Origin of the sequence: Micromonospora zhanjiangensis, assembly GCF_042650605.1 — a bacterium.
GTDB classification, from domain to species: Bacteria; Actinomycetota; Actinomycetes; order Mycobacteriales; family Micromonosporaceae; genus Micromonospora_J; species Micromonospora_J zhanjiangensis.
This window is the reverse complement of record NZ_JBHSBN010000013.1, coordinates 84,057-108,813: the sequence shown is the minus strand read 5'-3', so window position 1 is coordinate 108,813 and position 24,757 is coordinate 84,057. Positions and strand designations below refer to the sequence as shown.

Here is a 24,757-nt window from a genome sequence, read left to right as displayed (position 1 = left end):
GGTCAGGCGATCACCGCGGGCTCCCGCCAGTGCGGGCGTCGGGCGTCCAGGTCGTAGCGGACCGAGGCGATCCGCCGTACCGCGTCGACCAGGTCCGCGGCGGGCAGCGCGAAGGGCAGCCGCAGGAACCGTTCGAGGGTGCCGTCCAGGCCGAACCGGGGTCCCGGCGCCAGCCGTACGCCGACCTCCTCGGCGGCCCGGGCCAGTGCGCTGGAGACCGGCCCGTCCAGTTCGGCCCAGAGCGTCAACCCGCCCCGGGGCACGGTGACCCGCCACTCCGGCAACGCCTCGGCCAGCGCCGCGAGCAGGGCGTCCCGTTGCCCGGCCAACTGCCGTCGGCGGGCGGTCACGATCCGGTCCGCGTCGGCGAGCAGCCGTACGGCGACGAGTTGGTCGAGCACCGGGCTGGACATGTCGACCCCGACCCGGACGGCGGCCAGCCGCTGCACCTGCGGCGCGGAGGCACGCACCCAGCCGATCCGCAGCCCGCCCCAGTAGGGCTTGCTCATCCCGCCGATCGAGACGACCCGGGAGTGCCGGTCGAAGGCGCCCACCGGCGGCGGCACCGGGGTGCCGTCCAGCGGCAGGTCAACGAAGGACTCGTCGACGACCAGGTCGGTGTCGGCGGCGTGCGCCGCGGCCACCACCCGCTCCCGCAGAGCGACCGGCATCAGGTGGCCGGTCGGGTTCTGGAACTCCGGGATCAGGTAGGCCACCCGGGGCCGGGTCTGGCGCAGGCTGCCGAGCAGCAGGTCGGTATCCCAGCCCGGCCCGTCGGTGGCCAGGCCGTGGGTGGTGATCCGGGCCCGTCGGGCGGCGAGCGCCGCCAGCGCGTTCGGGTACGTGGGCGACTCGACAAGCGCGTGGCCGCCCGGCGGCAGAGCCAGCCGGAGCACCAGGTCGAGTGCCTGCTGCGTACCGCTGGTGACCATGATCTGTTCGGCGCTGGTCGGCAGACCGCGCGCGGTGTAGCCGGCGGCGATGGCGTCCCGCAGCTCGATGATGCCGGTGGGGTGGTAGCCGGCGCCGCCCAGGTACCGGGTCAGGTCGGCGGCGGCGGCCTGGGCCGCGGGTGCCAGCTCGGCCGGCGCGGCCAGCGCGGCGCAGCCCAGGTCGATCATGTCGAGGTCGTCGATCGGGGTCCACAGCCCGGAACTGGCGACCCGGTGTCCGCCGGGCAGCCTGGTCCAGCTGCCGGCGCCGCGCCGGCTGTTCAGGTGACCGGAGTCACGCAGCTCCCGGTAGGCGGCGGCGATGGTGGTCCGGCTCACCTTGAGCGACTCGGCCAGGTCCCGCTCGGCCGGCAGCCGGACGCCCAGGGGCAACCGCCCGTCGGCGAGCAGGCCCCGTACCGCGCCGGCGAGGGCGAGGTAGTCGGGGCTGCGCCGACGGCCGGGCAGGGCGTGCCACTGCCCGAGCAGCCGAGCCAGTTGCGGACCGCGTACCAGGCCACTCATGGCCATCACCCCCGAATTGGCTCTTCCCGGAAGAAGGATTGGCCTTCAGGCTGGCATGCGTGACAGTGATTGGCAACCTCCGTGACCGCCTTCCGAGGCGCCTGCTCCAGCTCTACCTCGGCCTGATGCTCTACGGCGTCAGCATGGCCCTCATGATCGAGTCCCGGCTCGGGCTGGACCCCTGGGACGTCTTCCACCAGGGTCTGGCGAACCTGACCGGGCTGTCCTTCGGCACCGTGACCATCGCGGTGGGCGCGCTGGTGCTGCTGCTGTGGATCCCGCTGCGGCAACGCCCCGGGATCGGCACGGTGAGCAACGTCGTGGTCATCGGGCTGGCGGTGGACGCGTCGCTGGCCCTGCTGCCGACCGCCCGGCCGCTGGCCACCCAGATCGGCTTCCTGGTCGCCGGGATCGTGCTCAACGGGGTGGCCACCGGCCTCTACCTCGGCGCCCGACTCGGGCCCGGCCCCCGGGACGGGCTGATGACCGGCTTCGTGGCGCTGCGCCCGAACCGGTCGATCCGGCTGGTCCGGACGGTGATCGAGGTCACCGTGCTCGCCGTGGGCTGGCTGCTCGGCGGCCGGGTCGGCCTGGGCACCGTGCTCTACGCGGTGAGCATCGGCCCGCTGGCCCAGCTGTTCGTCCCGCTGTTCACCGTGGCGCCACGACCCGCCCCGCGAACGGAACCGGCACCCGCCGGCCGCCCACGGTAACCGTCCCCAGTGGACAGATGCGGACCGCGACCGACCGACCCCGGCGGGGCGTCGGGCGGCAACGGCCCGGTAACTACCGGGCTCCGGTGGTTCCCCTCGACGCGACGGACACGGCATCATTTCCCGCATGGGGGATGACGGATGGCGATGGGCGGACGCTTGGATCTTCGTATCACTGATCATCGCCGCCGGCGCCGGCCGGCACCGGCGGGCGGCCTCGACCCGACGACCGGAAGGCGTCCGGCTCGCTGACGTGCTGTCCACCGCCAACCACTTGAACGAGGGCATTCCCGGTCGGGAGGAGATCGAGGCGGCGGTGCGCCGGCTCGCCGGAGCCGGGCTGATCAGCGTCACCGACGGGTGGTTCCAGGTCACCCCGGCCGGCGCGCACCTGTGGCGCACCCGGCCGCACGGCGGGTTCGGCACCGCGGTCGACACGGTGCACGGCGTCCTCACCCGGCGGCACACGCCCGGCTGCGCGGAGTGGACGCTGGGCGAGGAGGAGCACGCCACCGCCGTACGGGAAAACGTCGCCCGGGGCACCATCCAGGCCCGCCGCCGGCCCACCGGCGACCAGGACCCGGCCTGACCGGACGCCGGGGGCTCCCCGGCCTGACCCGGGACGCCGAGGGCTCAGCGGACCGGATGCCCGGCGCCGCGCAGGGCGTCCTTGACCTCGCCGACGGTCAGCTCGCCGAAGTGGAACACGCTCGCCGCGAGCACCGCGTCGGCCCCGGCCGCCACGGCCGGCGGGAAGTCGCGGGCCGCGCCGGCCCCGCCGCTGGCCACCACCGGTACGTCCGCCACGGCCCGGACCGCCGTGATCAGCTTCAGGTCGAATCCGCTCTTGGTGCCGTCGGCGTCCATCGAGTTGAGCAGCAGTTCGCCGGCGCCCAGCTCGGCGGCGCGGCGGGCCCAGTCGACGGCGTCGAGGCCGGTCCCCCGCCGACCGCCGTGGGTGGTCACCTCGAACCCGCTCGCCGTGGTGCCCGGCGCGGCCCGGCGGACGTCCAGCGAGAGCACCAGCACCTGCCGGCCGAACCGGTCGGCGATCTCGGCGATGAGCTCCGGCCGGGCGATCGCCGCGGTGTTCACCCCGACCTTGTCGGCGCCGGCGCGCAGCAGCGTGTCGACGTCGGCCACCTGCCGGATCCCGCCGCCCACGGTGAGCGGGATGAACACCGACTCGGCGGTACGGCGCACCACGTCCAGCATGGTGCCCCGGTTGTCCGAGGACGCCGTCACGTCGAGGAAGGTCAGCTCGTCGGCGCCCGCCTCGTCGTACGCCGCGGCCAGCTCCACCGGGTCACCGGCGTCCCGCAGGTCGAGGAAGTTGACCCCCTTGACCACCCGACCGGCGTCCACGTCGAGACAGGGGATCACCCGTACCGCCACCGTCATGCGGTGAGCCTATCGGGCGGTCGGACGCGCCGGCGGGTCGTACCCGGGTGGGGCCGACCCGCCGACGCGGGGTGACGGGTGGTCAGATCCGGACCAGCATCTTGCCGAGGTTCTCGCCGCGCAGCAGGCCGAGGAACGCCCCGGGGGCGTTCTCCAGGCCGTCGACGACGGTCTCGTCGGACTGGATCTCGCCCGAACGCAGCCAGCCGGACATGTCGGCGACGAACTGGTCCCGGATGCCGGCGTGGTCGCCGACCAGGAAGCCGCGCAGGGTGAGCCGCTTGCCGATGAGCAGCGCCAGGTTGCGCGGCGCGGCCGGCGGTTCGGTGCTGTTGTACTGGGCGATCATGCCGCAGATCGCGGCCCGGCCGTGCGGTCGCATGGACGAGATCGCCGCCTCCAGGTGGTCACCGCCGACGTTGTCGAAGTAGACGTCGATGCCGTCCGGGGCGGCCTCCTTCAGCGCCTCGCCGACCGGGCGGTCCTTGTAGTTGAACGCGGCGTCGAAGCCCAGCGCCCGCAACCGGTCCACCTTGGCCGCCGAGCCGGCGCTGCCGATCACCCGGCCGGCACCCTTGAGCTTGGCGATCTGACCGGCCAGGCTGCCGACCGCGCCGGCCGCCGCGGAGACGAAGACCGTCTCACCCGGCTTCATCCCGGCCACGTCGACCAGTCCCGCGTAGGCGGTCTGGCCGGTCAGGCCGAGCGCGCCGAGGTAGGCCGTCGCCGGCGCCTGCGCCGGGTCGACGACCCGGGCCGCCGTGGCGTCCAGCACCGCGTAGTCTCGCCAGCCCAGGCCGTGCAGCACCAGGTCGCCCGGCTTGACGCCGTCCGCCTCGCTGGCCACCACCTCACCCACCGCGCCGCCGTCCAGCGGCGCGTCGAGCCGGAACGGCGCCACGTACGACTTGACGTCGTTCATCCGGCCCCGCATGTACGGGTCGACCGACATCACCGTGTTGCGGACCAGGATCTGACCCGGTCCCGGGGTCGGCACCGGCACCTCGACCAGGCGGAAGTTGTCCGGCGTGGGCCAGCCGTCGGGCCGGCTGGCCAGGTGGATCTCGCGTGCTGTCGTCGTCATCGTGTCGTCCAATCGTTGTTCCGGGCCGGCGCCGGCCCGAGTCGTCCGGTCGCGCCGGATGTGCCGGTCGGGTCGGTCGGTTCAGGCCGTCCGGTCCACCCGGAGCGCGACGTCGATGTTGCCGCGGGTCGCGTTCGAGTACGGGCAGACCTGGTGCGCCTGGGCCGTCAGCTCCTCGGCCACCGACCGCTCGACGCCGGGCAGCCCCACCACGAGCGCCACCGTGAGGCCGAAGCCGCCGTCCCCGTTCAGACCGATGCCCACCTCGGCGGTCACCGTCGAACCGGTCACGTCGGCCTTGGCCCGGCGGGCGACCAGGCGCAGCGCCGAGTGGAAACAGGCCGCGTACCCGGCGGCGAAGAGCTGCTCGGGGTTGGTCGCGCCACCGGCGCCGCCCATTTCCTTGGGCACCGCGACGTCCAGGTCGAACGTCCCGTCGGAGGTACGGACGTGGCCGTCCCGGCCGTCGCCGGTGGCCGACGCGGACGCGGTGTAGAGCACCTGCATGGTGGTCACTTCCCCTTTCGTAGCTGGTGGCCCGGATCGCGCTGCTGGTGGATCGCCCCGGTGATCCGGGTGAGGGTGTCGCGCAGGGCGACCAGTTCGTCGAGGGTGAGCCCGGTCGCCGCGGCGACCCGCCGGGGCACGGACTCGACCCGGTCGCGCAGCGCCCGACCCGCCGCGGTGAGCCCGACCTCGACGCTGCGTTCGTCGCGGGCGGACCGCTGCCGGGTCACCAGACCCGCCGCCTCCAGGCGCTTGAGCAGCGGCGACAGGGTGCCGGAGTCCAGCTCCAGCTCCGCGCCGAGCGACTTGACGGTGACCGTGCTGTCGGGCCGCTCCCAGAGCACGAGGAGGACCAGATACTGCGGGTAGGTCAGGCCCAGCTCGTCGAGGATCGGCCGGTAGACGTCGGTGACCGCGCGGGAGGCCGCGTAGAGCGCGAAACACGCCTGTCGGCGCAGCGCGAGGTCGTCGTCCATGCCCGAACCGTAGCTCGCAATTCAATTGCGCACAACTTAAGTGCCCCGGACCACGGACCGGGCCCGGTCAGCGCTCGGCCAGCACCTCCAGCGCCTGGGCCACGGTGAACGCGCCGGCGTAGAGGGCCTTGCCGGCGATGACCCCCTCCACACCGATCGGCTCCAGAGCGGCCAGCGCCCGCAGGTCGTCCAGCGTCGACACGCCGCCGGAGGCGATCACCGGCGCGTCGGTACGGGCACAGACCTCGCGCAGCAGGTCCAGGTTCGGCCCGCGCATGGTGCCGTCCTTGGTGATGTCGGTGACCACGTACCGCTGGGCGCCGGCCTTGTCCAGCCGGGCCAGCACCTCGAACAGGTCACCGCCGTCCCGGGTCCAGCCCCGCGCCGACAGGGTCCGGCCGCGTACGTCCAGCCCGATGGCGACCCGGTCGCCGTACTCGCCGACGATCCGGTCGCACCAGGCAGGATCCTCCAGCGCCGCGGTGCCGATGTTCACCCGGGCCGCGCCGGTGCCCAGCGCCGCGGACAGCGACTCGTCGTCCCGGATGCCGCCGGACAGTTCCACCGCCACGTCGAGCCGGCGCACCACGTCGGCGAGCAGGTGGGCGTTCGAGCCGCGGCCGAAGGCGGCGTCCAGGTCGACCAGGTGGATCCAGGTCGCGCCGTCCCGCTGCCAGGCGAGCGCCGCCTCCAGCGGGTCGCCGTAACTGGTCTCGCTGCCGGCGGCGCCCTGGACCAGGCGTACCGCCCGGCCGTCGGCGACGTCCACGGCGGGAAGCAGGGTGAGGCTCAACTCGGGTCTCCTGTCTCGGATGGTCCCGCCGGAGCGGGTGGTCGGGCGGGGTCTGCTGTCGGTTGGTCGGGCGGCTGCCGGTCAGCGGGCGGTCGGGGGCCGGTCAGGTGCGGCGGCCCAGGACGAGCACGACGACCGCCGGGAGGGCCAGGACCAGCAGCACGACCAGCACGATCCGCAGCGCCAGCTCGTCGACCAGCAACCAGATCGCCGCCAGCGCCACCAACGCCCCGGCGAGGATTCCGGCGCGCTCGCCCCGGCTGCGCCGGCCGATCCGACCGGTACGCCGGTCCGGCAACTGCGGGACGAGCCGGCTCAGCACCGCCCGGCGCCGCGCCCGACGGGCCGACTTGCGCGCCCGGGCCGCCCGCTGCCGCTCGGCCTCGGCCTGCCGGGCCGCCCGCAACCGCGCCCGCTCCTTGCTCACCGCAGCGTCCCCGACCGCCATCGCCAGTCAGTCTTGGACAGGTTCTGTTCGGCTCGAACAGAACCTGTCCAAGACTGACAACTCGGCATCGGTGTCGAGCGGCCGCTCACAGGTGGGCCAGCCAGTTGCGCAGCAGCAGGGCGCCGGTGTCCGCCGACTTCTCCGGGTGGAACTGGGCGGCCGACAGCGGCCCCCGCTCGACGGCCGCCACGAACGACGTCTCGTGGGTGGCGGTGGTCACCAGCGCGCCCGCGGCGACGAGCCCGGCCGGCTCGGTGGCGGCGTACGAGTGCACGAAGTAGAACCGGCCGTCGGCGGGCAGGCCGGCGAGCAGCCGGGAGGCGGGCGGCACGTCGACCGTGTTCCAGCCCATGTGCGGCAGCCGCCGGGCGGCGAGCCGGGTCACCCCGCCGGGGAGCAGGCCGAGGCCCTTGCTGACCACGCCGTGCTCCTCGCCGTACTCGAAGAGGACCTGCATCCCGACGCAGATGCCCAGCACCGGGCGACCCGCGGCGACCCGGTCGGCGATCACCGGCCCGGCCCGCAGCGCGTCGATGCCGGCCATGCAGGCGGCGTACGCGCCGACGCCGGGCACCACCAGGCCGTCGGCCGCGGCGGCGGCGGTCAGGTCGGCGGTGACGGTGACCTCGGCGCCGGCCCGCGCGAGCGCCCGTTCGGCGGAGCGCAGGTTGCCGGACCCGTAGTCGAGCACCACGACCCGGGGCCGGACACCGGCGGTCGCCCGGGCGGAATCGGTGGTCATCAGCCGTCCTGCGGCATCAGCCAGAGCACCCCACCGGCGGCGGCCAGCAGGGTGAGGACGGCCAGCAGCCCGGTCAGCACCTTCGGGGCGCCCTGCCGCAGCGTCGACCACACCCCACCGGCGAGCACCCCGGCCAGCGCGAACAGCGCCACCGGCAGCACCGCGGACATCACAGGGCTCCCTTCGTGCTGGGGATCACGCCGACCGCGCGGGGGTCGATCGCCACCGCCTCGCGCAACGCCCGGGAGACCGCCTTGAACTGCGCCTCCACCACGTGGTGCGCGTCCGGGTGACCGCCCGGCCGGGCCGCCCGCAGCACCTCCACGTGCAGGGTGAGCCGGGCCGCCTGGCCGAACGACTCCCAGATGTGCCGGGTCATGCTGGTGGGATACACCGGCCCGACGTACGGCGCCAGCGCCGGTTCGTCGTGCACCACGTACGGCCGGCCGGAGACGTCCACGGCGGCCCGGACCAGCACCTCGTCCATCGGGATGGTGGCCGAGCCGTACCGCCGGATGCCGGCCTTGTCGCCGAGCGCCTCGGTGAACGCGGCGCCCAGCGCGATCGCGGTGTCCTCGATGGTGTGGTGCGCGTCGATCTCCAGGTCGCCGACGGTCTCGACGGTCAGGTCGAACCCGCCGTGCCGGGCGATCTGGTTCAGCATGTGGTCGAAGAAGCCGACCCCGGTGCTGATGTCGGCGTTGCCGCTGCCGTCGAGGTCCAGCTCGACCAGCACCTTGGTCTCGGTGGTGGTCCGCTCGACCCGGGCCGTGCGGTGGCCCACGTCCGGGGCGGTCAACCGGTCCGCGGCCCGCTGTGGCCGGCCCGGGGCGGCCGGTCGGCCGGGCGTCACGCGGATCGCCCGCGAACCGTCGTTTCTCGCGCTCACATCGACTCCATCGCTGCCAGGAATGCGTCCGTCTCGGCCGCCGTGCCCGCGGTGACCCGCAGCCAGCCGGGCAGGCCGACGTCGCGGACCAGCACGCCGCGCTCCAGCAGGGTCCGCCAGGTCGCCTGTTGATCGCCGGCCACCTCGAACAGTACGAAATTGGCGTCGCTGTCGGCCACCCGACGGCCGGAGCGACGCAGTTCCCGGACGATCCGGTCGCGTTGTTCCTTGATCGCCTCGACGGTGCCGAGCAGGGCGTCCCGGTGGGCCAGGGCGGCCCGGGCGGCGGCCTGGGTGAGGGACGACAGGTGGTAGGGCAGCCGGACCAGCTGCACCGCGTCCACCACCGCCGGGTCCGCCGCGAGGTAGCCCAGCCGGCCACCGGCGAAGCCGAACGCCTTGCTCATCGTCCGGGTCACCACCAGCCGCGGGTGGCGGGGCAGCAGCGTCAGGGCGCTGGCCGTCCCGGGCCGGGCGAACTCGGCGTACGCCTCGTCGACCACCACCATGCCGGGCGCGGCGGCCAGCACCGCCGCCACCACGTCCGGGTCCAGGGCGGTGCCGGTCGGGTTGTTCGGCGAGCAGAGGAAGACCACGTCCGGCCGGTGCTCGCGGACCTGGGCGACCGCGTCCGCGGCGGTCAGGCCGAAGTCCGCGCCACGCGTGGCCGGCACCCAGCCGGTGCCGGTGCCGAGCGCCAGCAGCGGGTGCATGGAGTACGCCGGGGTGAAGCCCAGCGCGGTGCGGCCCGGCCCACCGAACGCCTGGAGCAGTTGCTGCTGCACCTCGTTGGAGCCGTTCGCCGCCCAGACGTGCGCGGTGGTCAGCTCGTGGCCGAGGTACTCGGCGAGGTCGGCGCGGAGCGCCAGGGCGTCCCGGTCCGGGTACCGGTTGAGGTCGCGCAACTCGGCACCGACCGCCTTGGCGATGGCGGCCACCACCGACTCGGGCACCGGGTACGAGTTCTCGTTGGTGTTCAGCCGCACCGGCACGTCGAGCTGCGGCGCGCCGTACGGGCTGCGCCCGCGCAGGTCGTCACGGAGCGGCAGGTCGTCCAGCCCGGTCATGCCGAGCAGACCGGGCATGCCCTCACGGCCCTCGCTGCGCTCGGTGCGTTCGGTCATGCCGAACCGACCGGGCATGCCCGCACGGCCCTCGCTGCGCTCGGTGCGTTCGGTCATGCCGAGCCCACCGGGAACCGGGCCCGGACCGCCTGGCCGTGCGCCGGCAGGTCCTCGACCGTGGCGAGGGTGACCACGTGCGGGGCGACCTCGCGCAGCGCCGCCTCGTCGTACTCGACCAGGTGGATGCCGCGCAGGAACGACTGGACCGACAACCCGGACGAGTGCCGCGCGCAGCCCCCGGTGGGCAGGACGTGGTTGGACCCGGCGCAGTAGTCGCCCAGTGACACCGGCGCGTACGGCCCGACGAAGATCGCGCCCGCGTTGCGTACCCGCAGTGCCCAGTCGCGGGCGTCCCGGGTCTGGATCTCCAGGTGCTCGGCGGCGTACGCGTCGACCACCAGCAACCCGGCGGCCAGGTCGTCGACCAGGACCGCGCCGCTCTGCTCGCCGGTCAGGGCGGTGCGTACCCGTTCGGTGTGCTTGGTGGCGGCGACCTGGCGGGAGAGCTCCCGCTCGACCGCGTCGAGCAGCTCCGTCGACGGCGTGACCAGCACGCTGGCCGCCAGCGGGTCGTGCTCGGCCTGGCTGATCAGGTCGGCGGCGACGTGCGCCGGGTCGGCGGTGTCGTCGGCCAGGATGGCGATCTCGGTGGGGCCGGCCTCGGCGTCGATGCCGACCACGCCCCGCAGCAGCCGCTTGGCCGCGGTGACCCAGATGTTGCCCGGCCCGGTGATCATGTCCACCGGCGCGCACCGGTCGGCGCCGACACCGTCCGGGCCGGCGGCGTCGACGGGTCGGTCGGCGTCGGCGCTGGTGGTCGAGCCGTACGCCAGCATCGCGATCGCCTGGGCGCCGCCGACGGCGTAGACCTCGTCGACACCGAGCAGGCCGCAGGCGGCCAGCACCCGCCGGTCGGGCAACCCGTCGTTGTCCCGCTGCGGCGGGCTCGCCACCACCAACGACCGGACCCCGGCCACCTGGGCGGGGACCACGTTCATCACCACGGTGGACGGGTACATGGCCAGGCCGCCCGGCACGTACAGGCCGACCCGGTCCACCGGGAGCCAGCGCTCGGTGACCGTGCCGCCCGGCACCACCTGGGTGGTGTGGTCGACCCGCCGCTGGTCGGCGTGCACCCGCCGGGCCCGTGTGATCGACTCGGTCAGCGCGGCCCGGACGTCCGGGTCGAGGGTGCGCAGCGCGTCGGCGATCGCCTCGGCCGGCACCCGCAGCCGGTCGACCCGGACGCCGTCGAACCGCTCGGTGGCCTCGCGGATCGCCGGGAAGCCATGCTCGCGTACCGCCTCGACGAGCGGGCGGATCCGTTCCACCGCCACCGAGACGTCGAGTTGGGCACGGGGCAGCAGGCCACGCGGGTCACGCGCGCCGCCGCGCAGGTCGATCCGGTTCAACACGGTGGCAAGTCTAGGCGGCGGCGGGTGGACCGGAGGCGGGTCGTCCAGCGGTCGGGACGGTGAGTCGGGCCACCCTGGCGCCGGGAAGATAGGCTCGACCAGTGGATCCGCGGCTACCGATCTTTCCCCTCGGGACGGTGCTCTTCCCCGGCCTGGTGCTGCCGCTGCACATCTTCGAGGAGCGATACCGGGAACTGGTCCGGCACCTGGTCGGCCTGCCGACGGGCACGCCCCGCGAGTTCGGGGTGGTGGCGATCCGGTCCGGCGCCGAGCCGCAGCCCGCGGCCGGGGCCGCCGCGACGGTCGCCGACCGGTCGCCGGTCGCCCTGCACGACGTCGGCTGCACCGCCGAACTGCGGAAGGTGACCGAGCTGCCGGACGGCCGGTTCGACATCGTCACCGTGGGCCGTCGCCGGTTCCAGCTCACCGAGGTGGACGAGGAGTCGACGCCGTACCTGACCGCCGCGGTGCGCTGGCTGCCCGAGCCAACCGGCCAGGAGGAGCTCGCCGACCGGCTCGCCCCGCGCGTCCTGGCGGTGTTCCGGCAGTACCTGGGCCTGATCCGTCAGGAGCCCCAGGATGGCCTGGTCCGCCAGGAGCCCCGGGAGAGCCCGATCCGTCAGGAGCCCCAGGAGAACAGCGAGCAGTTGCCGGACGACCCGACCGTGCTGTCCCACCTGGTCGCCGCGACCGCCGCGCTCACCCTGGCCGACCGGCAACGGCTGCTGGCCGTGCCGGACACCGCCGGTCGGCTGGCAGCCGAACTGCGGCTGCTGAACCGGGAGATCGCGTTGCTGCGGCAGGTCCGGGCGGTGCCGATGCCGCTGAGCGAGCTGGCCCATCCGGCCAGCCCCAACTGACCGCGCCCGAGGCGCCTCAGCCGGCCGGCGGGGACGACGGGCTCGTCGGCGGGTGCGGCGGACCGCCCGCCGGGTTCGGTGCGGGGGCCGCCGGAGCCGGCGGGGTGATCGAGGCGGGCGGAACGGGCGGGAGCCAGTCGGGATCGGTCGGCTCCGGCTCCGGCTCCGGCTCCGGCTCCGGACGCAACGACGCCCACCGCGACCAGCCGGCCAACAGGGTGTACGTCACCACCGCGCCGAAGGCCGGCATCAGCAGGTCGCCCCGGATCACCGGCAGCACGTCGTACAGCCAGACGAAACCACCGGCCCGCAGGTCGGGTGGCTTGACGAAGACCTGCCCGACGGCGGCGGTCGCCTTCAGGTGCTCGTACTCGCCGAGCCCGATCCGGCGGCCCAGTTGCCAGGCCACCACGGCGGCGCCGAGCCCACCGAGGGCCGACGCCAGCATGCCCACCGGCCCACGGTGGCGGCGCAACAGCAGCCACAGCGCGATCGCCGCGAGGATGCCGAAACCGAGGCCGAGCAGGGTGAACCAGCCGTCCGAGGCGACGAAACCCTCGGGCTCCGGGCTGGTCGGGAAGATGCCGCGCTCGGTCTTGACCACCTCCACCCCGGGGGCGGCCAGCGACCAGACCAGGCCGAGCAGCGCGCCCAGGGCGATCAGCGCGGCGGTCGCGGCGGCACCGACGGCGAGCGTACGACCCGGCCGGCGCGGTCGCCCCGGCCCGGCCGGCGCCACCGGGTGTTCCCCGACCGGCGACACCGGCCGTTCCGTGGCCGACGGGCCCGGGTGGGGGTGCTCGGCGGGGACGCGCGTCGCGTCGGGTTCGGGGTCTACCGTGCTCACCCGATGATCCTGTCAGGTCCGCCGGGGATCGTGTGGGGCGGATCCACCGACCGCCCGGAACCCCGGCGGTGACCGGGCCGGCTCGCCGACGACCCCCGCCTACCGCACGGGGAGTCACCGTGCCGTTACGTTGAGCGGGACTGCTGGCGACCCACGGTGGAGGCGCAGAGCATGACCGCGACCCGGTTCCTGTCCCGGCGCCGCCCGGCGGGCCGACGGCCCACCCCGCCGGTCCCGGGTCGGCCGCCGGCCTCGGACGGACCGGCGACCACGGCCCGGCGGCCGGCCGGCCGGGTCGGCCGGTACGCCGCCGAGGTGGCGGTCAGCGTCGGCTGCGCGCTGCTGTTCACGCTGTGGGCCCGGAACATCGACGTCGACCCGTTGGACCGCCGGGGTCAGGTCGCCGGCCTGGCCGCCCTGCAGTTCCGGTTCGCCGCGCTGGCCGCCGTGCTGGTGGTCGCGTTGCTGCTGGCGCACCGGTACGCCGGTCCGGCCGGCCGGGCACACGCCGTGGCGCTGGGCTGCGCCGCGGTGGCCGGCCTGACCACCGGGCTGGTGGCCGGCGGGATCGACGTCGCACTGCGGGACACCCCGTGGAGCCTGTGGGCCGGCGGTGGGGACTACGACTGGATCCGCTCCTGGATCGAAATGATGCGCCGGGGCGAGAGCGTGCCGGCCCACTACCCGCCGGTCATCCTCTACCTGATCTGGGGCTGGTCCCGACTGGGCGGCGAACCGCTGGCATACGCGCTCAAGGAGATCCAGGTGGTCGGCACCGCCCTGTTCGGGCCGGCCGCGTACCTGGCCTGGCGGGGCACCATGCGGCCGGTGTGGGCGCTGGGCGTCGGGGTGGTCGCCATGCTGCCATTCATCGAACCGGTCAAGCCGTACCCGCAGATCACCCTGGTGATGCTGGTGCCGGTCCTGGTCTGGTTCCTGCACCTCGTACGGCGCGGTGCCGGCCGGCGCACCGGCCGGGCGGTCGCCCTCGGCGCCGCCTTCGGCGCCGGCCTGGGTCTGCTCTTCCTGCTCTACTCCGGCTGGTTCGTCTGGTGCGCGCCCGGCGCGCTGCTGGCGTTCGCGCTGCTCGCGCCGTGGCGGACCGGTACCCGTCCGACGGTGGCCACCGCGGTCGCCGCGCTGGCCGCGTTCCTCGTGGTGAGCTGGGTGCACCTGCGCGGGCTGCTCGCGTCGACCGGTGGCACCTCGGACGCCTACTTCTACTTCGACACCAGCACCGAGCCGGCCTACATCGCGATGTGGCGCAACGACCGGCCGGCGGACGTCGGGACGGTCTGGCCGCCGCTGGGCGAACTCGGCGGGGTCGGCCTGTTCACCATCGGGCTCGTGATCGGACTCGGCGTCGCGCTCTGGCTGGGCTGGCGCCGGACCGCCGTGGTCACCCTGGGCCTGTGCGCGGCGAGCGCCTGGTTCCTGCGGATGTGGCTGGCCAGCGAACAGTGGGCCACCCAGACCGTACGGCTCTACCCGCGGACCACCATGGTGCTGCTCTACTGCCTGCTGCTGCTCACCGGGTTCGCCCTGCGCTACGCGGTCACCGCCGTCCGGGAGCGGCTGGCGGCGGCGCCCGCGACGCGGCGGCCGGTTCCAATGGCCCTGCTGCTGGTGCCGTTGCTGCTGGTGCTGGCGTCGGCCGGGTCGGCCACCGCGGACCGTTACATGCCGGTCAGCCGACGGGACCACACCGGGTACTTCGCCTGGATCGCGCAGACCAAACGGCTGATCGGCGGTGGTTGTTCGAAGTACGGCCGGCTGCACGGCTGCGGCTCGCCGAACCCGCCCGCGGTGCCGGATCATTCGGCGGGTCGCCCCGCCGTTCCGATGCGACCCGCCGCGACCGGGTCACCGGCCGCTCCCACGCCGACGCCGACGCTGACGCCGAGCCCGAAGCCGACGGTCAGCGCGCGAACGGCTCGATGATCATCGACGCGGCCCGGTACCAGGCGTCCTTGGTGGCCGGCTGCAACTGCCCGTACTCGATCGACGAGCCAGTCTCCAGCGCCGGGTCGTAGGGCACCACGGCCACCGCCCGGGTCCGCGTCGCGAAGTGCCGTTCCAGGTCACCGAGCAGCGGCGAGCGACCCGGCGTCGGGCAGGACAACAGGGTCACCGCGTTGTCGGCGAGGTCGCTCAGCCCGGTCTCGTGCAGCACGTCGAGCATCCAGTCGGCGGTGAAGGCGGCGTCCTCGCGCGGCACGGTGGTGACCACCAGCTGGTCGGCCGCCCGCAGCACGGTCTGCCAGTTGGCGCTCTCCACGTTGTTGCCGGTGTCGACGCAGATCACCTGGTGGGTGCGGCGCAGCAGATCGAGCACCCGCCGGACGGTGTGCTGGTCGAGCCGGTTGGCGAAGCTCGGCGTCTCCTCGCCGGCGAGCACGTCGTACGAGCCGTCGGCGGCGTGCCGGAGAAAGTCGTCCAACCGCGCGGTCAGCTCCGCGCCCTGGCTCGCCTCGATCATCACCAGGTCGGCGATCAGGTGCCGGATGGTCCGGGCGTGCCGGGCGCTGCCGGCCCGCAGGCCCAACGTGCCGCGCAACTCGTTGTCGTCCCAGGCGACCACGCCCTGGCCCCGCACGCTGCCGATGGTGGCCGCGGCGAGCACCGTGGCGGTGGTCTTGTGCACCCCGCCCTTGGGGTTGGCGAAGGCGACCACCCGTGGCCCGCCGATCTCCCGGCGCAGGACACCGATGGCCCGTTCGGTCTCGCTCTCGGCCCGCCCGCGCCGCCAGGACCCGGGCCGGGAGAAGCCGGCCTCGGGGGTGGGCCGGGCGCTGGTGACCCGCCCGACGGTGGCCCTGCCGGCGACCGAGGGGTCGGCGCCGGGCCGACCGACCGGATCCGGGCCGGGCCGACCGACCGGGTCGATGCCGGGCCGACCGACCGGGTCGATGCCGGGCCGGGCGATCGGATCGGCGCCGGGCCGACCGACCGGGTCGATGCCGGGCCGGGCGATCGGATCGGCGCCGGGCCGGGCGATCGGTGCGGACGGCGGGGCGAGCGGTCGCGCCACCACCGGCGGTGGCGGCACCGGCGGGGCGAGCGGGACCGACGGTGGCACCACCGGTGGCGGGACGGGCGGAGCGGGCGGCGGGGCGGCGTACCCCTGCGGTCCCAGCCCTCGGTAGCGGGACTCCCCCGCGGGGTTCGTGGGGCCGGGGTAGCCGGACTCCGGCGGGACGTAGCCGGGATCGAGGGCCGCGTACCGGGACTCCCCGGATCGCGGGTAGTCGCTCTCCAGGGCCGCGTAGCGGGATTCGGCCGGGTCCGGCTGGCCGCCGTCCGGCGCGAAGCGGTACTCGGCGGGATACCCGCCCCGCCCGGCCGGCGGTGGCGCGGGCCGGTCACCGCCGCGCCGCTGCTCCGGAACCTGGCGGCCGCCGCCGAACGGGTCCGGCCCGTACGGCCGGCGCAGGTCTGCCAGGTAGTCCTCGTCGTCGGGCGCCCCGAAGGCCCCCCGACCCGTCCCGTTGCCACCCGACCGTCGGCCGGCGGGCTCGCCGGCGTCCGGCGGCACGCCGTCGTCGGCCCGGCGGCCGCCCGGATCGGCCTGCTCACCGTTGCGGCCGCCGAGCCGTGCCCGGTCCAGCAACGCGCGCCAGCGCGGTGCTGGTTCCGCAGGCCGGCTCCAGCCGGTCTCGGTGCCGTCCACGGCTCGTCCTCCCAGCGACTTCGGTTATGCCTCACAGGCTACGAAGGAAACCCTATTCGGGCCACACCCGACTGGGCACGCCACGGTCGCCAGCCGATTTCACCGTCGTCGATGAGCGGAGAAACCCGCAGGTCACGACCCCGTCGATGGCGGTCCGGAGGACGGCGGCGGCGGAGAATCGGTGCCGAACCGGGGTGAGGAGTCACCGGCCGGCGTGGTCGCCCCGGCACTGTCGGTCGGTTCCGGGCTGCTGGTGCCGGGACTCGACCCGCGGGGCGTCGGGTCACCGGGCGTCGGGTCACCGGGCGAAACCGGTACGGATCCGCTGCCGGACGGTTCGCCGGTCCCGGGTACCGGGTACGACCCGGTGCCCGGATACGGCCAGGTGCCCGGGTACGGTCCGGTACCCGGCGGGACCAGCGGGGCCGCTCCGCCGTCGGACGCGGACGGCAGGCCGGTGTCGGCCGGCGGCCGGACGACGTCCTGCTGCTCCGGCAGCGGCGGGGTGAACACCGCCCGGTCCAGCCGGCTCACCTCGGGCGCCGGGTCGACCACCCGGACCTCGGGGCGGGCCGCCATCCGGCTCAGCACGGCCGGGTCCGCCCGCACCACCGCCGCGTACACGCAGGAACAGCGCGACCGGTACGCGGTCGCCTCCTGCTCCGCCACCCGCGCCCCGCTGGTGTAGTAGGCGCGCATCCGGCGTTCGTGCTCGCCGTCACCGGTGACCGCCGCGCTGCGCCGCTGGTAGTCCCGCGCCTCCCGGTCCTTCCGGTCGGCCAACTCGGCCATCCCGGCGAGGACGTCGTCCGGCACGGTCAGCGCCGGAATGCGCACGATCTGGGTCTGTACGTCGGGCAGCCGGACCCGACTGAACACCTCGGACACCGCCACCCCGCCCAGCGCCGGGGTCAACCGCTCCGGCGCCAGGTACGCGGCCATCGTGACCAGCGCGTACGTCTCGGTCTCCGGTCCGGTCGGCGGGGCGGCGAGCAGCGCCCGCAACCGCTCCCGACTGGACGCGACGTAGCCGGGGATGGACTGACCGTCGGACACCCCGACCCGGGTCACGTCGCCGACCGACGGGTCGCCGACCGGCCGCCGGTCCGCCGCCCACACCGCGGTCACCAGCACCGCGACCGAGGACAGCAGCGCGGTGCCGGTCAGCACCTGCAGCCGGATCCGCCCCTGCCCGAGGCGGATCATGCCCCGGGCCAACGGGGGCAGTAGTCGTCGATCCAGCTGTCGCAGCAACTCGCCGGCGCGCACGGGATGAACTCCCCCTATCGGGCGGACGGTGGTGGTAGCCGGTCGCTCAGTCGCGCAGGGCGGTGAGCGCGTGCTCCAAGTCGTCAGGGTAGTCGCTGACGAACCGGACCTCTTCCGCCGTACGGGGGTGTACGAAACCGAGTGATCGGGCATGTAGCCACTGCCGGGACAGCCCGAGCCGGGCCGCGAGGGTGGGATCGGCGCCGTAGGTGAGATCGCCCACGCACGGGTGCCGCAGGGTGGAGAAGTGCACCCGGATCTGATGGGTGCGCCCGGTCTCCAGCCGTACGTCGACCAGGCTGGCCGAGGGGAACGCCTCGATCGTGTCGTAGTGCGTGACGCTGGGCTTGCCGTCCGAGACGACGGCCCACCGCCAGTCGTGGTTGGGGTGCCGGTCGATCGGCGCGTCGATGGTGCCGCGCAGCGGGTCGAGGTGCCCCTGGACGACGGCGTGGTACCGCTTCTCCACGGTGCGCTCCTTGAAGGCGCGCTTGAGGACGCTGTAGGCCTGCTCGCTCTTGGCCACCACCATGACGCCGGTGGTGCCCACGTCGAGGCGGTGCACGACCCCCTGCCGCTCGGCGGCGCCGCTGGTGGCGATGGTGTGTCCGATCGCGGCCAGGCCACCCACCACGGTCGGGCCGGTCCAGCCCGGGCTCGGGTGCGCGGCCACCCCGACCGGCTTGTCGACCACCACGATGTCGTCGTCGGCGAAGACCACCCGCAGCCCGGGCACCGCCTGCGGGACCACGGCCACGGCGGTGGCCGGGGCGGGCAGGGTCACCTCCAGCCAGGCCCCCGCGTGCACCTTGTCGGATTTCGGTCTCGGCACCCCGTCGACCAGGGCGTCGCCGGCCTCGACGAGGGCGGCCGCGACCGTGCGGGAGAGCCCGAACAGGCGGGAAACCGCCTGGTCGAGCCGCATCCCGTCCAGCCCGTCGGGCACCGGCAACGAGCGCTGGTCACCGGCCGGGCGGGCGGGCCCGGCACCGTACGTGGCGGTCATGCCCGGTCCCGCCGGTCGGGGCGCGCGTCGGTGGCCTCGGCGAACCCGGCCGGCCCGGCGTCCCGGCCGGAGCCGCCGTCCCGGCCCGAGCCGGCGGCCTCCGTCGGTGCGGCCGAGCGATGGTCGAGCCGGGTGCCGTCGCGCTGCCGGCCGGTCAGCTCCAGCAGGATCGCCAGCGTCACCCCGCAGACCAGCGAGCTGTCGGCGAGGTTGAACACCGGAAACCGTTCGCCGTACGGGCCGAACACGCTGACCATGTCGACCACGTGCCCGAGGAGCACCCCCGGCGCGCGGAAGAGCCGGTCGGTGAGATTGCCGAGCGCGCCGCCCAGCACCAGGCCGAGCGACAGCGCCCAGGGCACCGACCGGAGCTTGCCGGCCATCCAGACGATCCAGCCGACCACCACCACGGTGATCAGCGGGAAGACCCAGGTGTAGTCGGAACCGATGCTCCAGGCCGCCCCGCTGTTGCGGGTCAGGCTGAGGTAGACCGCGCCGCCGAGCAACCGCACCGGCTCGCCCTCGGTGAGGTTGCTGAGACTGAGTTGCTTGGTGCCGAGGTCGGCGAGCAGCACCAGCACTGCCGTCATGGCGAGGATGATGACCGCTTTGCGCCGGTTGGCACCGGTGCCCGGCTGCGCGGTGTCGGAACTGGCGGGTGGTGCTCCGGTCATCGGCTCCCCATCGACGGTCAGCGTCTCTCCTCCAGCTGCTTGCACGTCACGCACAGGGTGGCCGACGGGAAGGCGGCGAGCCGCTCCACCGGGATCGGGTTGCCGCACCGCTCGCACCAGCCGTAACCGCCCTCGTCGAGGCGTTCCAGCGCCCGCTCCACCTGGTTGATCCGTTCAAGGATGCTGTTGGCGAGGGAGATCTCCTGCTCGCGCTCGAACGTCTTGGTGCCGGTGTCGGCCTGGTCGTCCCCGGCCGAGTCGGTCAGCCGGTCGCGCTGCAACTCGGTGATCTCGCTCAGCGTCTGATCGTACTCGCCGCGCAGTTCCTCCCGGCGGGCCGCCAGGGCGGCCCGGATCTTCTCGGTCTCCGCTGCGGTACGGGTGGCCCGCGCCCCGGGCTTGCGGCCGGCGGTCTTGGTGTCTGCTGACTTCGCCATCGTCGCTCCCTTGCCCGCGGGTCCCCGCGGTGGTCGGCGGTGCCTGAACGGGATCCCCGGTACGTCGGCGGTGGACCGTGGATCCCGCAACACTGCGGCCGGGCCGGCGGGTCCGCTCGACGAGCGGGACCGGTTCCGTCCGCCGGTCGGCCGGACGGGCCGGTCGACCAGGTCTCGTGGTGGCCGCCCGGCCCGCGGAACCCGTCCGTCGGACCGTGGCGTCCCCCGGTTGTGAAAGGTGCACGGCGGGGACGCCGTGCACTCCGGAGGTTGGCAAGAATACGGAACGTACAGACGTCCGACAACATGCCGCACCGCTCTGTCATGTTTCAGGCCGAAATATCTCCTAAAGCGGGCAAAGCGCACGCTAGCAGATCATTCGGCATCACCGCCGCCGTACTCCCCGAACCAGCGGGCCAACCGACCCCGCCGGCTGACCGCCCGCAGCCGGCGTTCGGCGGCGTCCCGGACCTCGACGGTGGCGACGATCAACAGACTGTCGCCCCGCTTCAACCGGGTGTCCGGCGCCGGCACGAAGCCCGTACCGTCCCGGAGCACCAGGGTCACCGACGCGCCGACCGGCAGCCGCAGTTCGTCCACGTGCACGCCGGCCAGCCGGGAACCGGGCGGGATCTCCAACTGCAACAGGTCGGCGCCCATCCGCTCCAGCGGTGCCGTCTCCACCCGCACCTCGGTCGCCTCGGCGGGCGCCGTCACGGCCAGCCGGCGGGCGACCGGCCGGAGCGTACCGGTCTGCACCAGGGTGAAGATCACCACCAGGACGAAGACGGCGTCGAACAGCCGGTTCGCGCCCGGCAGGTGCACCGACAGCGGGATGGTGGCCAACACGATCGGCACCGCCCCCCGCAGCCCGGCCCAGGACAGGAACGCCTGCTCGCGCAGGGGCAACCGGAACGGTGTCGCCGACACCAGCACCGACAGCGGCCGGGCCAGGAAGACCAGGGCCAGACCGGCGACGATGGCCGGCAGCAACGCCTCGCCGAGCCGGGCCGGCGTGGCCAGCAGGCCGAGCATCACGAACAGGCCGATCTGGGCCACCCAGGCCAGCCCGTCGGCGAACCCCAGGATCGCCTGCCGGTGCGGCAGCCGGGCGTTGCCCAGCACCACCCCGGCGACGTAGACGGCCAGAAAACCGGACGCGTGCAGCGACGCGCCGGCGGCGTAGGCCAGCACGGTGAGGCCGACCGCCGCGATCGGGTAGAGACCCGACGAGGGCAGGGCGGCCCGCCGCAGGGTCCACCGGCCGGCCATCCCGACCACGAAGCCGGTCGCCGCGCCGGCCACCAGCTCGTAGCCGACCAGCAACACCTCCTGCCACCACGGGTGCCCGCCGGCCGGGGTGGACAGCAGCACCACCAGCAGCACCACCGGGGCGTCGTTCATGCCGGACTCGGCCTCCAGCGTGGCGACCAGCCGGGGTGGCAGCCGCAACCGGCGCAGCGTGGCGAAGACGGCCGCCGCGTCGGTCGACGAGAGGACCGCGCCGTAGAGCAGGGCCAGTTGCCACCCCAGGCCGAGCATCAGGTGCACCGCCACTCCGACCACGGCGATACTGACCAGCACGCCGACGGTGGAGAGCGTGGCGGACAGGCCGAGCACCGGACGCAGCGTGCTCCACCGGGCGCTCAGGCCACCCTCGGCGATGATCACGATCAGCGCGCAGAAGCCCAGCGACCGGGTCAGGTCGACGTTGTGGAAGTCGATGCCCAGACCGGCCTCGCCGAGGGCCATCCCGAGGGCCAGGTAGACCAGCAGGCTGGGCACGCCGAGCCGGGTGGACAACCGGACCGCCGCCACGGCCACCAGCAGCACGACGGCGCCCACCAGCAGCGCGGTGTCGAGCCCGGCGGTCATCCCCGGCCCGCCCGGACGCCCCTCACCGCACCGTGCCCTCCCGCAACCGGTCCAGCCGGCCGGCGAGATCGGCCGGTGGATCGTCGAGCCGGAAGACCTTGTCCCGGCTCGCGGCGCCCAGCCGGAGGGTGACCGTGGCCGGACGTACCCCCAGGGCGGCGGCCAGGGCCCGGCGGGCCGCCTCGGTGGCCCGGCCGTCCACCGGCGGGGCGTTGACCGCGATCAGCAGGGCCGGCCCGTGCGGTCCCGGCACGCAGCCACCGACCCGCTCCCGGGCCGCGCCCGGCCGGACCCGGACGGCCACGGTCGGCGCCGCGGCGGCCTGCGCCGACGGGGTACGGGCACCGGACGTCGGCGTGGCCGTCGGCCCGGCGGGCGGCACGGTTGCCCGGCCGGCGGGGGAAGTGCCGCTCTTCCGACCGCGGACGCGACCAGTCGCCACCGGACCGGTGCTCAGGCTCGACGGACGTCGGCCAGCAGGGCGCTGTCCGGCCGGCAACGGGCGCACGGGGTGAAACCCAGCTCGACGGCCTCGCGTACGGGCAGCGACTCGCCGTCTCGGTCGGCCAGGTGACCGCAGTCCGGCAGGTGGTAGCGCGGCCGGCCGTCGACCACCACGACGGTGGCGGCCAGTCGGGCGACCAGGGCGGCGTCGGCCGGCGGGACGGGTTGCACGGCCGGTTCGTCCGGCGGCACCTCGTCGGGGTGCACGGTGGTCGGTGGCGGCTCGGCCGGGCGGTGGGCGGTGGCCGGACGCGATCCCCGCTCGGGCTGGCCCGGTACCATGCCGTCCGGCTCGGGGAAGCCGCCCGGCTCGGCGAACGGGGTCGAGGCACCGTCCGACCAGGGGCCGGTGGGCGCCTCGGCGGCGGACCGGCGCGGACGGGTCCGGTCGTCGGCGCGTGCCGTCGGATCGTGCCCGTCGAGGTCGATCCGGCCGGCCGCGGCCTGCCGGGCGCCCACCACGAGCGCCACCGCGGCCAGCAGGCTGGCCGCGATGGAACTGATCAGCAGCGCGCTCGAACCGTTGGCCAGGCCGAGCACGAGGAGTGTGACGGCGACGAGGATGAGCAGCAGACTAGCGACTATCACGGCTCACCCCCGCCGCATCGTGCACAGTTGTGAAAGTGGAAGGTCCGACGCCGCTACGGATCAACGGCCGGATTCGAGCGCCCCGGACCGGCTTCCGCCGTACGAACCGGCGAGCCCTGCCGTGGCCAGTCCCGCGGAGGTGCCACCGGACCGATTGCCGTCGGTCCGCGTCATCTCCACCTCGAGACCCTGTCCACGGCCGTCGAGGTCCCGCAGCTGGCTCTCCAGGTACGCCTTGAGCCGGGTGCGGTACTCGCGCTCGAACTGCTTGAGCTCCTCGATGTGCTTCTGCAGCGCGGTGCGCTTGGCGTCCAGGCCACCCATCGCCTCCTGGTGCCGCTGCCGGGCGTCCCGCTCGAGGGCGTCGGCCTTGGCCCGCGCCTCGCGGGTGACCTCCTCGGCCTTGGTCCGCGCGTCGGACAGCAGCTGGTCCGCCTCGCGACGGGCGTCCGAGACGTGGTCGTCGGCGGTGCGCTGGGCCATCATCAAAACCCGGAGCGCCTGCTGCTCGCCGTCGCCGCCCACCACCGGGCCGCCCTGCGAGCGCACCTGCTCCAGCTCGGCCTGCATGGCCCGGGCCGCCTGCTCGGCCGCGGCCTTGTCGCGCTGCGCCCGGTCGAGCTGGGTCTTGACGTCGTTGAGCTCCGCGGCCAGCCGGGGGTCGGCACCCGGGCCGGCTGACGCGCCGCCCCGACCGCCGCGCTCCACCTGGGCGCGCAGTTCGTTGTTCTCCTCGATCAGACGGGCGAGCTCGCGCTCGACCTCGTCCAGAAACGCGTCCACTTCCTCTTCGTCGTACCCCCGTTTGCCAATCGGCGGCTTTTTGAAGGCGACGTTGTGGACGTCGGCCGGGGTCAGCGGCATCGAAACTCCTCGGGTCAGTTGCGGCCGCGTAGCGGGCTTGGGCACCGGATGCTCACCCGATGATCAACCGCCTTAACACGAACTCCATCAGCACGAACAGGATAACCAGGAGCACAAGTGAGGCCAGGTCGATGCTCACGGTACCAATTCGCAGTGGAGGGATCACACGCCTCAACGCCTTGAGGGGCGGATCAGTGACGCTCCACACCGTTTCCAGTCCCGCCGACGCTCCGCGACCCGGTTGCCAGCGCCGGCCGTACTGCAGGACGGCGCTGAGGACGAATCGGGCCAAAAGCGTCAGAATAAAGAGGTAGGTGAGCAGATACAGGATTTGGAACACGACGGAGAGCACGGTAGGCGGAACCCCTTGATCGGACTAACTCAGGCTGAAAAACCCACCCTCAGCGATCTTGGCCTTGTCCTCCGCGGTGACCTGGACGTTGGCCGGTGAGAGCAGGAACACCCGGTTGGTCACGCGCTCGATCGTACCGCGCAGCCCGAAGGCGAGCCCGGCCGCGAAGTCGACCAGACGGCGGGCGTCCGCCTCGTCCATCTCGGTGAGGTTGATGATCACCGGTACGCCGTCGCGGAAGTGCTCACCGATGGTGCGCGCCTCGCGGTACGTGGTCGGGTGCAGCGTGGTGATCTGGTACCGCTGCTCCTCCTCGACCGGGACGGTCCGCTCCCGCACCTGCACCTGCGGGGCGAGAGCGAGGTTGTCCCGGGTCTGGTACGACAGGCCGGCGGAACCCTCGGCGCCGCTCTGCCGCGTGATCGACCGCACGCTGGCCCGGTCGGTCCGCTCCGGGCGGTCCATCCGGTCGGTGTCGCCGCGGTCCGGGTCCAGGCGCGCGGCGGTACGGTCCGACAGCCGGCCCCGGTCGCCGGCCCGCGCCCGGGGCACCGACGGCGGCTCGTCCGCATCGTCGTCCTCGTCGGCGAACTCCTCCGCGTACCGGCCCTGCCGGTACCGCGACTCGCGGTACCCGCTCTTGTCGTAACCGCGCTTGTCGTAGCCGCCGTCGTCGTCGTAGCCCCGCTCGTCGTCCTCCTCGACGAGGCCGAGCCAGACGCCCGCCTTGCGCAGTGCACCCATCGCCGCGCCCCTCCGTCT

28 protein-coding genes are annotated in these 24,757 nt (G+C 74.2%); 4 read left to right on the top strand and 24 right to left on the bottom strand.

All coding sequences use genetic code 11. The features are described from left to right. Nucleotides 1-2: 2 nt before the first annotated feature. On the bottom strand, nt 3-1,457 hold the full coding sequence (gene yczR, locus ACFOX0_RS19535; RefSeq protein WP_377547900.1) for a MocR-like transcription factor YczR: 1,455 nt from the start codon (nt 1,455-1,457) through the stop codon (nt 3-5). 59 nt (nt 1,458-1,516) lie between these two features. Here yczR and yczE point away from each other — a divergent pair, with 59 nt between their 5' ends. Continuing rightward, entirely contained in the window at nt 1,517-2,170 is a 654-nt protein-coding gene (gene yczE / locus ACFOX0_RS19530; RefSeq protein WP_377547898.1) for a membrane protein YczE, read from the top strand. Between the two features lie 127 nt (nt 2,171-2,297). Beyond that, nucleotides 2,298-2,759, top strand: coding sequence for a hypothetical protein (locus ACFOX0_RS19525; RefSeq protein ID WP_377547896.1), 462 nt, complete (start codon nt 2,298-2,300; stop codon nt 2,757-2,759). Between the two features lie 44 nt (nt 2,760-2,803). Here the strand turns inward: ACFOX0_RS19525 and hisF are convergent, their stop codons facing one another. The 11 genes from hisF to hisD all read right to left on the bottom strand — a co-directional run bounded on the left by hisF (nt 2,804) and on the right by hisD (nt 11,049). Then, nucleotides 2,804-3,571, bottom strand: a complete 768-nt coding sequence (hisF, locus tag ACFOX0_RS19520) for an imidazole glycerol phosphate synthase subunit HisF (protein WP_377547894.1) — start codon at nt 3,569-3,571, stop codon at nt 2,804-2,806. A gap of 82 nt (nt 3,572-3,653) precedes the next feature. After that, the gene (locus tag ACFOX0_RS19515) at nt 3,654-4,655 is read right to left on the bottom strand and encodes an NADP-dependent oxidoreductase (protein ID WP_377547892.1); all 1,002 of its coding nucleotides are present in this window, start codon (nt 4,653-4,655) and stop codon (nt 3,654-3,656) included. 81 nt (nt 4,656-4,736) lie between these two features. Continuing rightward, nucleotides 4,737-5,162, bottom strand: a complete 426-nt coding sequence (locus tag ACFOX0_RS19510) for an organic hydroperoxide resistance protein (protein ID WP_377548055.1) — start codon at nt 5,160-5,162, stop codon at nt 4,737-4,739. Nucleotides 5,163-5,167: 5 nt separating this feature from the next. Beyond that, on the bottom strand, nt 5,168-5,638 hold the full coding sequence (locus ACFOX0_RS19505) for a MarR family winged helix-turn-helix transcriptional regulator (RefSeq protein ID WP_377547889.1): 471 nt from the start codon (nt 5,636-5,638) through the stop codon (nt 5,168-5,170). A gap of 67 nt (nt 5,639-5,705) precedes the next feature. Continuing rightward, on the bottom strand, nt 5,706-6,431 hold the full coding sequence (gene priA / locus ACFOX0_RS19500; protein WP_377547887.1) for a bifunctional 1-(5-phosphoribosyl)-5-((5-phosphoribosylamino)methylideneamino)imidazole-4-carboxamide isomerase/phosphoribosylanthranilate isomerase PriA: 726 nt from the start codon (nt 6,429-6,431) through the stop codon (nt 5,706-5,708). Between the two features lie 103 nt (nt 6,432-6,534). Continuing rightward, nucleotides 6,535-6,858 carry a hypothetical protein gene (locus ACFOX0_RS19495; protein WP_377548053.1) on the bottom strand — a complete coding sequence of 108 codons (324 nt, stop codon included), beginning with the start codon at nt 6,856-6,858 and terminating at the stop codon, nt 6,535-6,537. Between the two features lie 106 nt (nt 6,859-6,964). Further along, nucleotides 6,965-7,621, bottom strand: a complete 657-nt coding sequence (hisH, locus tag ACFOX0_RS19490) for an imidazole glycerol phosphate synthase subunit HisH (protein ID WP_377547885.1) — start codon at nt 7,619-7,621, stop codon at nt 6,965-6,967. Then, the gene (locus tag ACFOX0_RS19485; RefSeq protein WP_377547882.1) at nt 7,621-7,791 is read right to left on the bottom strand and encodes a hypothetical protein; all 171 of its coding nucleotides are present in this window, start codon (nt 7,789-7,791) and stop codon (nt 7,621-7,623) included. Before ACFOX0_RS19485 ends, hisH begins: the two co-directional genes overlap by 1 nt. Then, on the bottom strand, nt 7,791-8,405 hold the full coding sequence (gene hisB / locus ACFOX0_RS19480; protein WP_449288862.1) for an imidazoleglycerol-phosphate dehydratase HisB: 615 nt from the start codon (nt 8,403-8,405) through the stop codon (nt 7,791-7,793). The genes ACFOX0_RS19485 and hisB overlap by 1 nt, the downstream gene beginning before the upstream one ends. 101 nt (nt 8,406-8,506) lie before the next feature. Beyond that, nucleotides 8,507-9,577: a histidinol-phosphate transaminase gene (locus ACFOX0_RS19475; protein ID WP_377548049.1), complete on the bottom strand. Its 1,071-nt coding sequence runs from the start codon at nt 9,575-9,577 to the stop codon at nt 8,507-8,509. A 110-nt stretch (nt 9,578-9,687) separates the two neighbouring features. Then, a complete protein-coding gene (gene hisD, locus ACFOX0_RS19470; RefSeq protein WP_377547880.1) occupies nt 9,688-11,049 on the bottom strand; it encodes a histidinol dehydrogenase in 1,362 nt (453 codons plus the stop codon). 101 nt (nt 11,050-11,150) lie between these two features. Here hisD and ACFOX0_RS19465 point away from each other — a divergent pair, with 101 nt between their 5' ends. Then, nucleotides 11,151-11,909, top strand: a complete 759-nt coding sequence (locus ACFOX0_RS19465; RefSeq protein WP_377547877.1) for an LON peptidase substrate-binding domain-containing protein — start codon at nt 11,151-11,153, stop codon at nt 11,907-11,909. Between the two features lie 16 nt (nt 11,910-11,925). Here the strand turns inward: ACFOX0_RS19465 and ACFOX0_RS19460 are convergent, their stop codons facing one another. Next, nucleotides 11,926-12,756, bottom strand: a complete 831-nt coding sequence (locus ACFOX0_RS19460; RefSeq protein ID WP_377547874.1) for a DUF2567 domain-containing protein — start codon at nt 12,754-12,756, stop codon at nt 11,926-11,928. 171 nt (nt 12,757-12,927) lie between these two features. Between ACFOX0_RS19460 and ACFOX0_RS19455 the strand changes: the two genes are divergently transcribed. After that, nucleotides 12,928-14,697 carry a hypothetical protein gene (locus ACFOX0_RS19455; protein ID WP_377547872.1) on the top strand — a complete coding sequence of 590 codons (1,770 nt, stop codon included), beginning with the start codon at nt 12,928-12,930 and terminating at the stop codon, nt 14,695-14,697. Here ACFOX0_RS19455 and ACFOX0_RS19450 read toward each other — a convergent pair. The 11 genes from ACFOX0_RS19450 to ACFOX0_RS19400 all read right to left on the bottom strand — a co-directional run bounded on the left by ACFOX0_RS19450 (nt 14,675) and on the right by ACFOX0_RS19400 (nt 24,739). Then, nucleotides 14,675-16,426, bottom strand: a complete 1,752-nt coding sequence (locus ACFOX0_RS19450; RefSeq protein ID WP_377547870.1) for an ATPase — start codon at nt 16,424-16,426, stop codon at nt 14,675-14,677. The two genes, ACFOX0_RS19455 and ACFOX0_RS19450, sit on opposite strands and share 23 nt — an antisense overlap. Before the next feature lie 132 nt (nt 16,427-16,558). Beyond that, a complete protein-coding gene (locus tag ACFOX0_RS19445) occupies nt 16,559-17,695 on the bottom strand; it encodes a hypothetical protein (RefSeq protein WP_377547867.1) in 1,137 nt (378 codons plus the stop codon). Between the two features lie 46 nt (nt 17,696-17,741). Then, complete coding sequence (locus ACFOX0_RS19440; protein ID WP_377547865.1) at nt 17,742-18,701, bottom strand: RluA family pseudouridine synthase; 960 nt, start codon at nt 18,699-18,701, stop codon at nt 17,742-17,744. Beyond that, nucleotides 18,698-19,375 (bottom strand): signal peptidase II, encoded by a 678-nt coding sequence (gene lspA / locus ACFOX0_RS19435; protein ID WP_377547862.1) that lies wholly within the window; start codon nt 19,373-19,375, stop codon nt 18,698-18,700. The genes ACFOX0_RS19440 and lspA overlap by 4 nt, the downstream gene beginning before the upstream one ends. A 17-nt stretch (nt 19,376-19,392) precedes the next feature. Continuing rightward, complete coding sequence (locus ACFOX0_RS19430; protein WP_377547860.1) at nt 19,393-19,812, bottom strand: TraR/DksA family transcriptional regulator; 420 nt, start codon at nt 19,810-19,812, stop codon at nt 19,393-19,395. A 375-nt stretch (nt 19,813-20,187) separates the two neighbouring features. Then, nucleotides 20,188-21,687, bottom strand: coding sequence for a potassium/proton antiporter (locus ACFOX0_RS19425; protein ID WP_377547858.1), 1,500 nt, complete (start codon nt 21,685-21,687; stop codon nt 20,188-20,190). Between the two features lie 22 nt (nt 21,688-21,709). Then, the gene (locus ACFOX0_RS19420) at nt 21,710-21,991 is read right to left on the bottom strand and encodes a DUF167 domain-containing protein (protein ID WP_377548047.1); all 282 of its coding nucleotides are present in this window, start codon (nt 21,989-21,991) and stop codon (nt 21,710-21,712) included. Between the two features lie 149 nt (nt 21,992-22,140). Beyond that, nucleotides 22,141-22,779: a hypothetical protein gene (locus tag ACFOX0_RS19415; RefSeq protein WP_377547855.1), complete on the bottom strand. Its 639-nt coding sequence runs from the start codon at nt 22,777-22,779 to the stop codon at nt 22,141-22,143. A 60-nt stretch (nt 22,780-22,839) separates the two neighbouring features. Next, the gene (locus ACFOX0_RS19410) at nt 22,840-23,643 is read right to left on the bottom strand and encodes a DivIVA domain-containing protein (RefSeq protein ID WP_377547852.1); all 804 of its coding nucleotides are present in this window, start codon (nt 23,641-23,643) and stop codon (nt 22,840-22,842) included. 52 nt (nt 23,644-23,695) lie between these two features. Next, nucleotides 23,696-23,995 carry a YggT family protein gene (locus ACFOX0_RS19405; protein ID WP_377547850.1) on the bottom strand — a complete coding sequence of 100 codons (300 nt, stop codon included), beginning with the start codon at nt 23,993-23,995 and terminating at the stop codon, nt 23,696-23,698. Nucleotides 23,996-24,019: 24 nt separating this feature from the next. Continuing rightward, nucleotides 24,020-24,739, bottom strand: a complete 720-nt coding sequence (locus ACFOX0_RS19400; protein WP_377547848.1) for a cell division protein SepF — start codon at nt 24,737-24,739, stop codon at nt 24,020-24,022. Between the last annotated feature and the right edge of the window lie 18 nt (nt 24,740-24,757).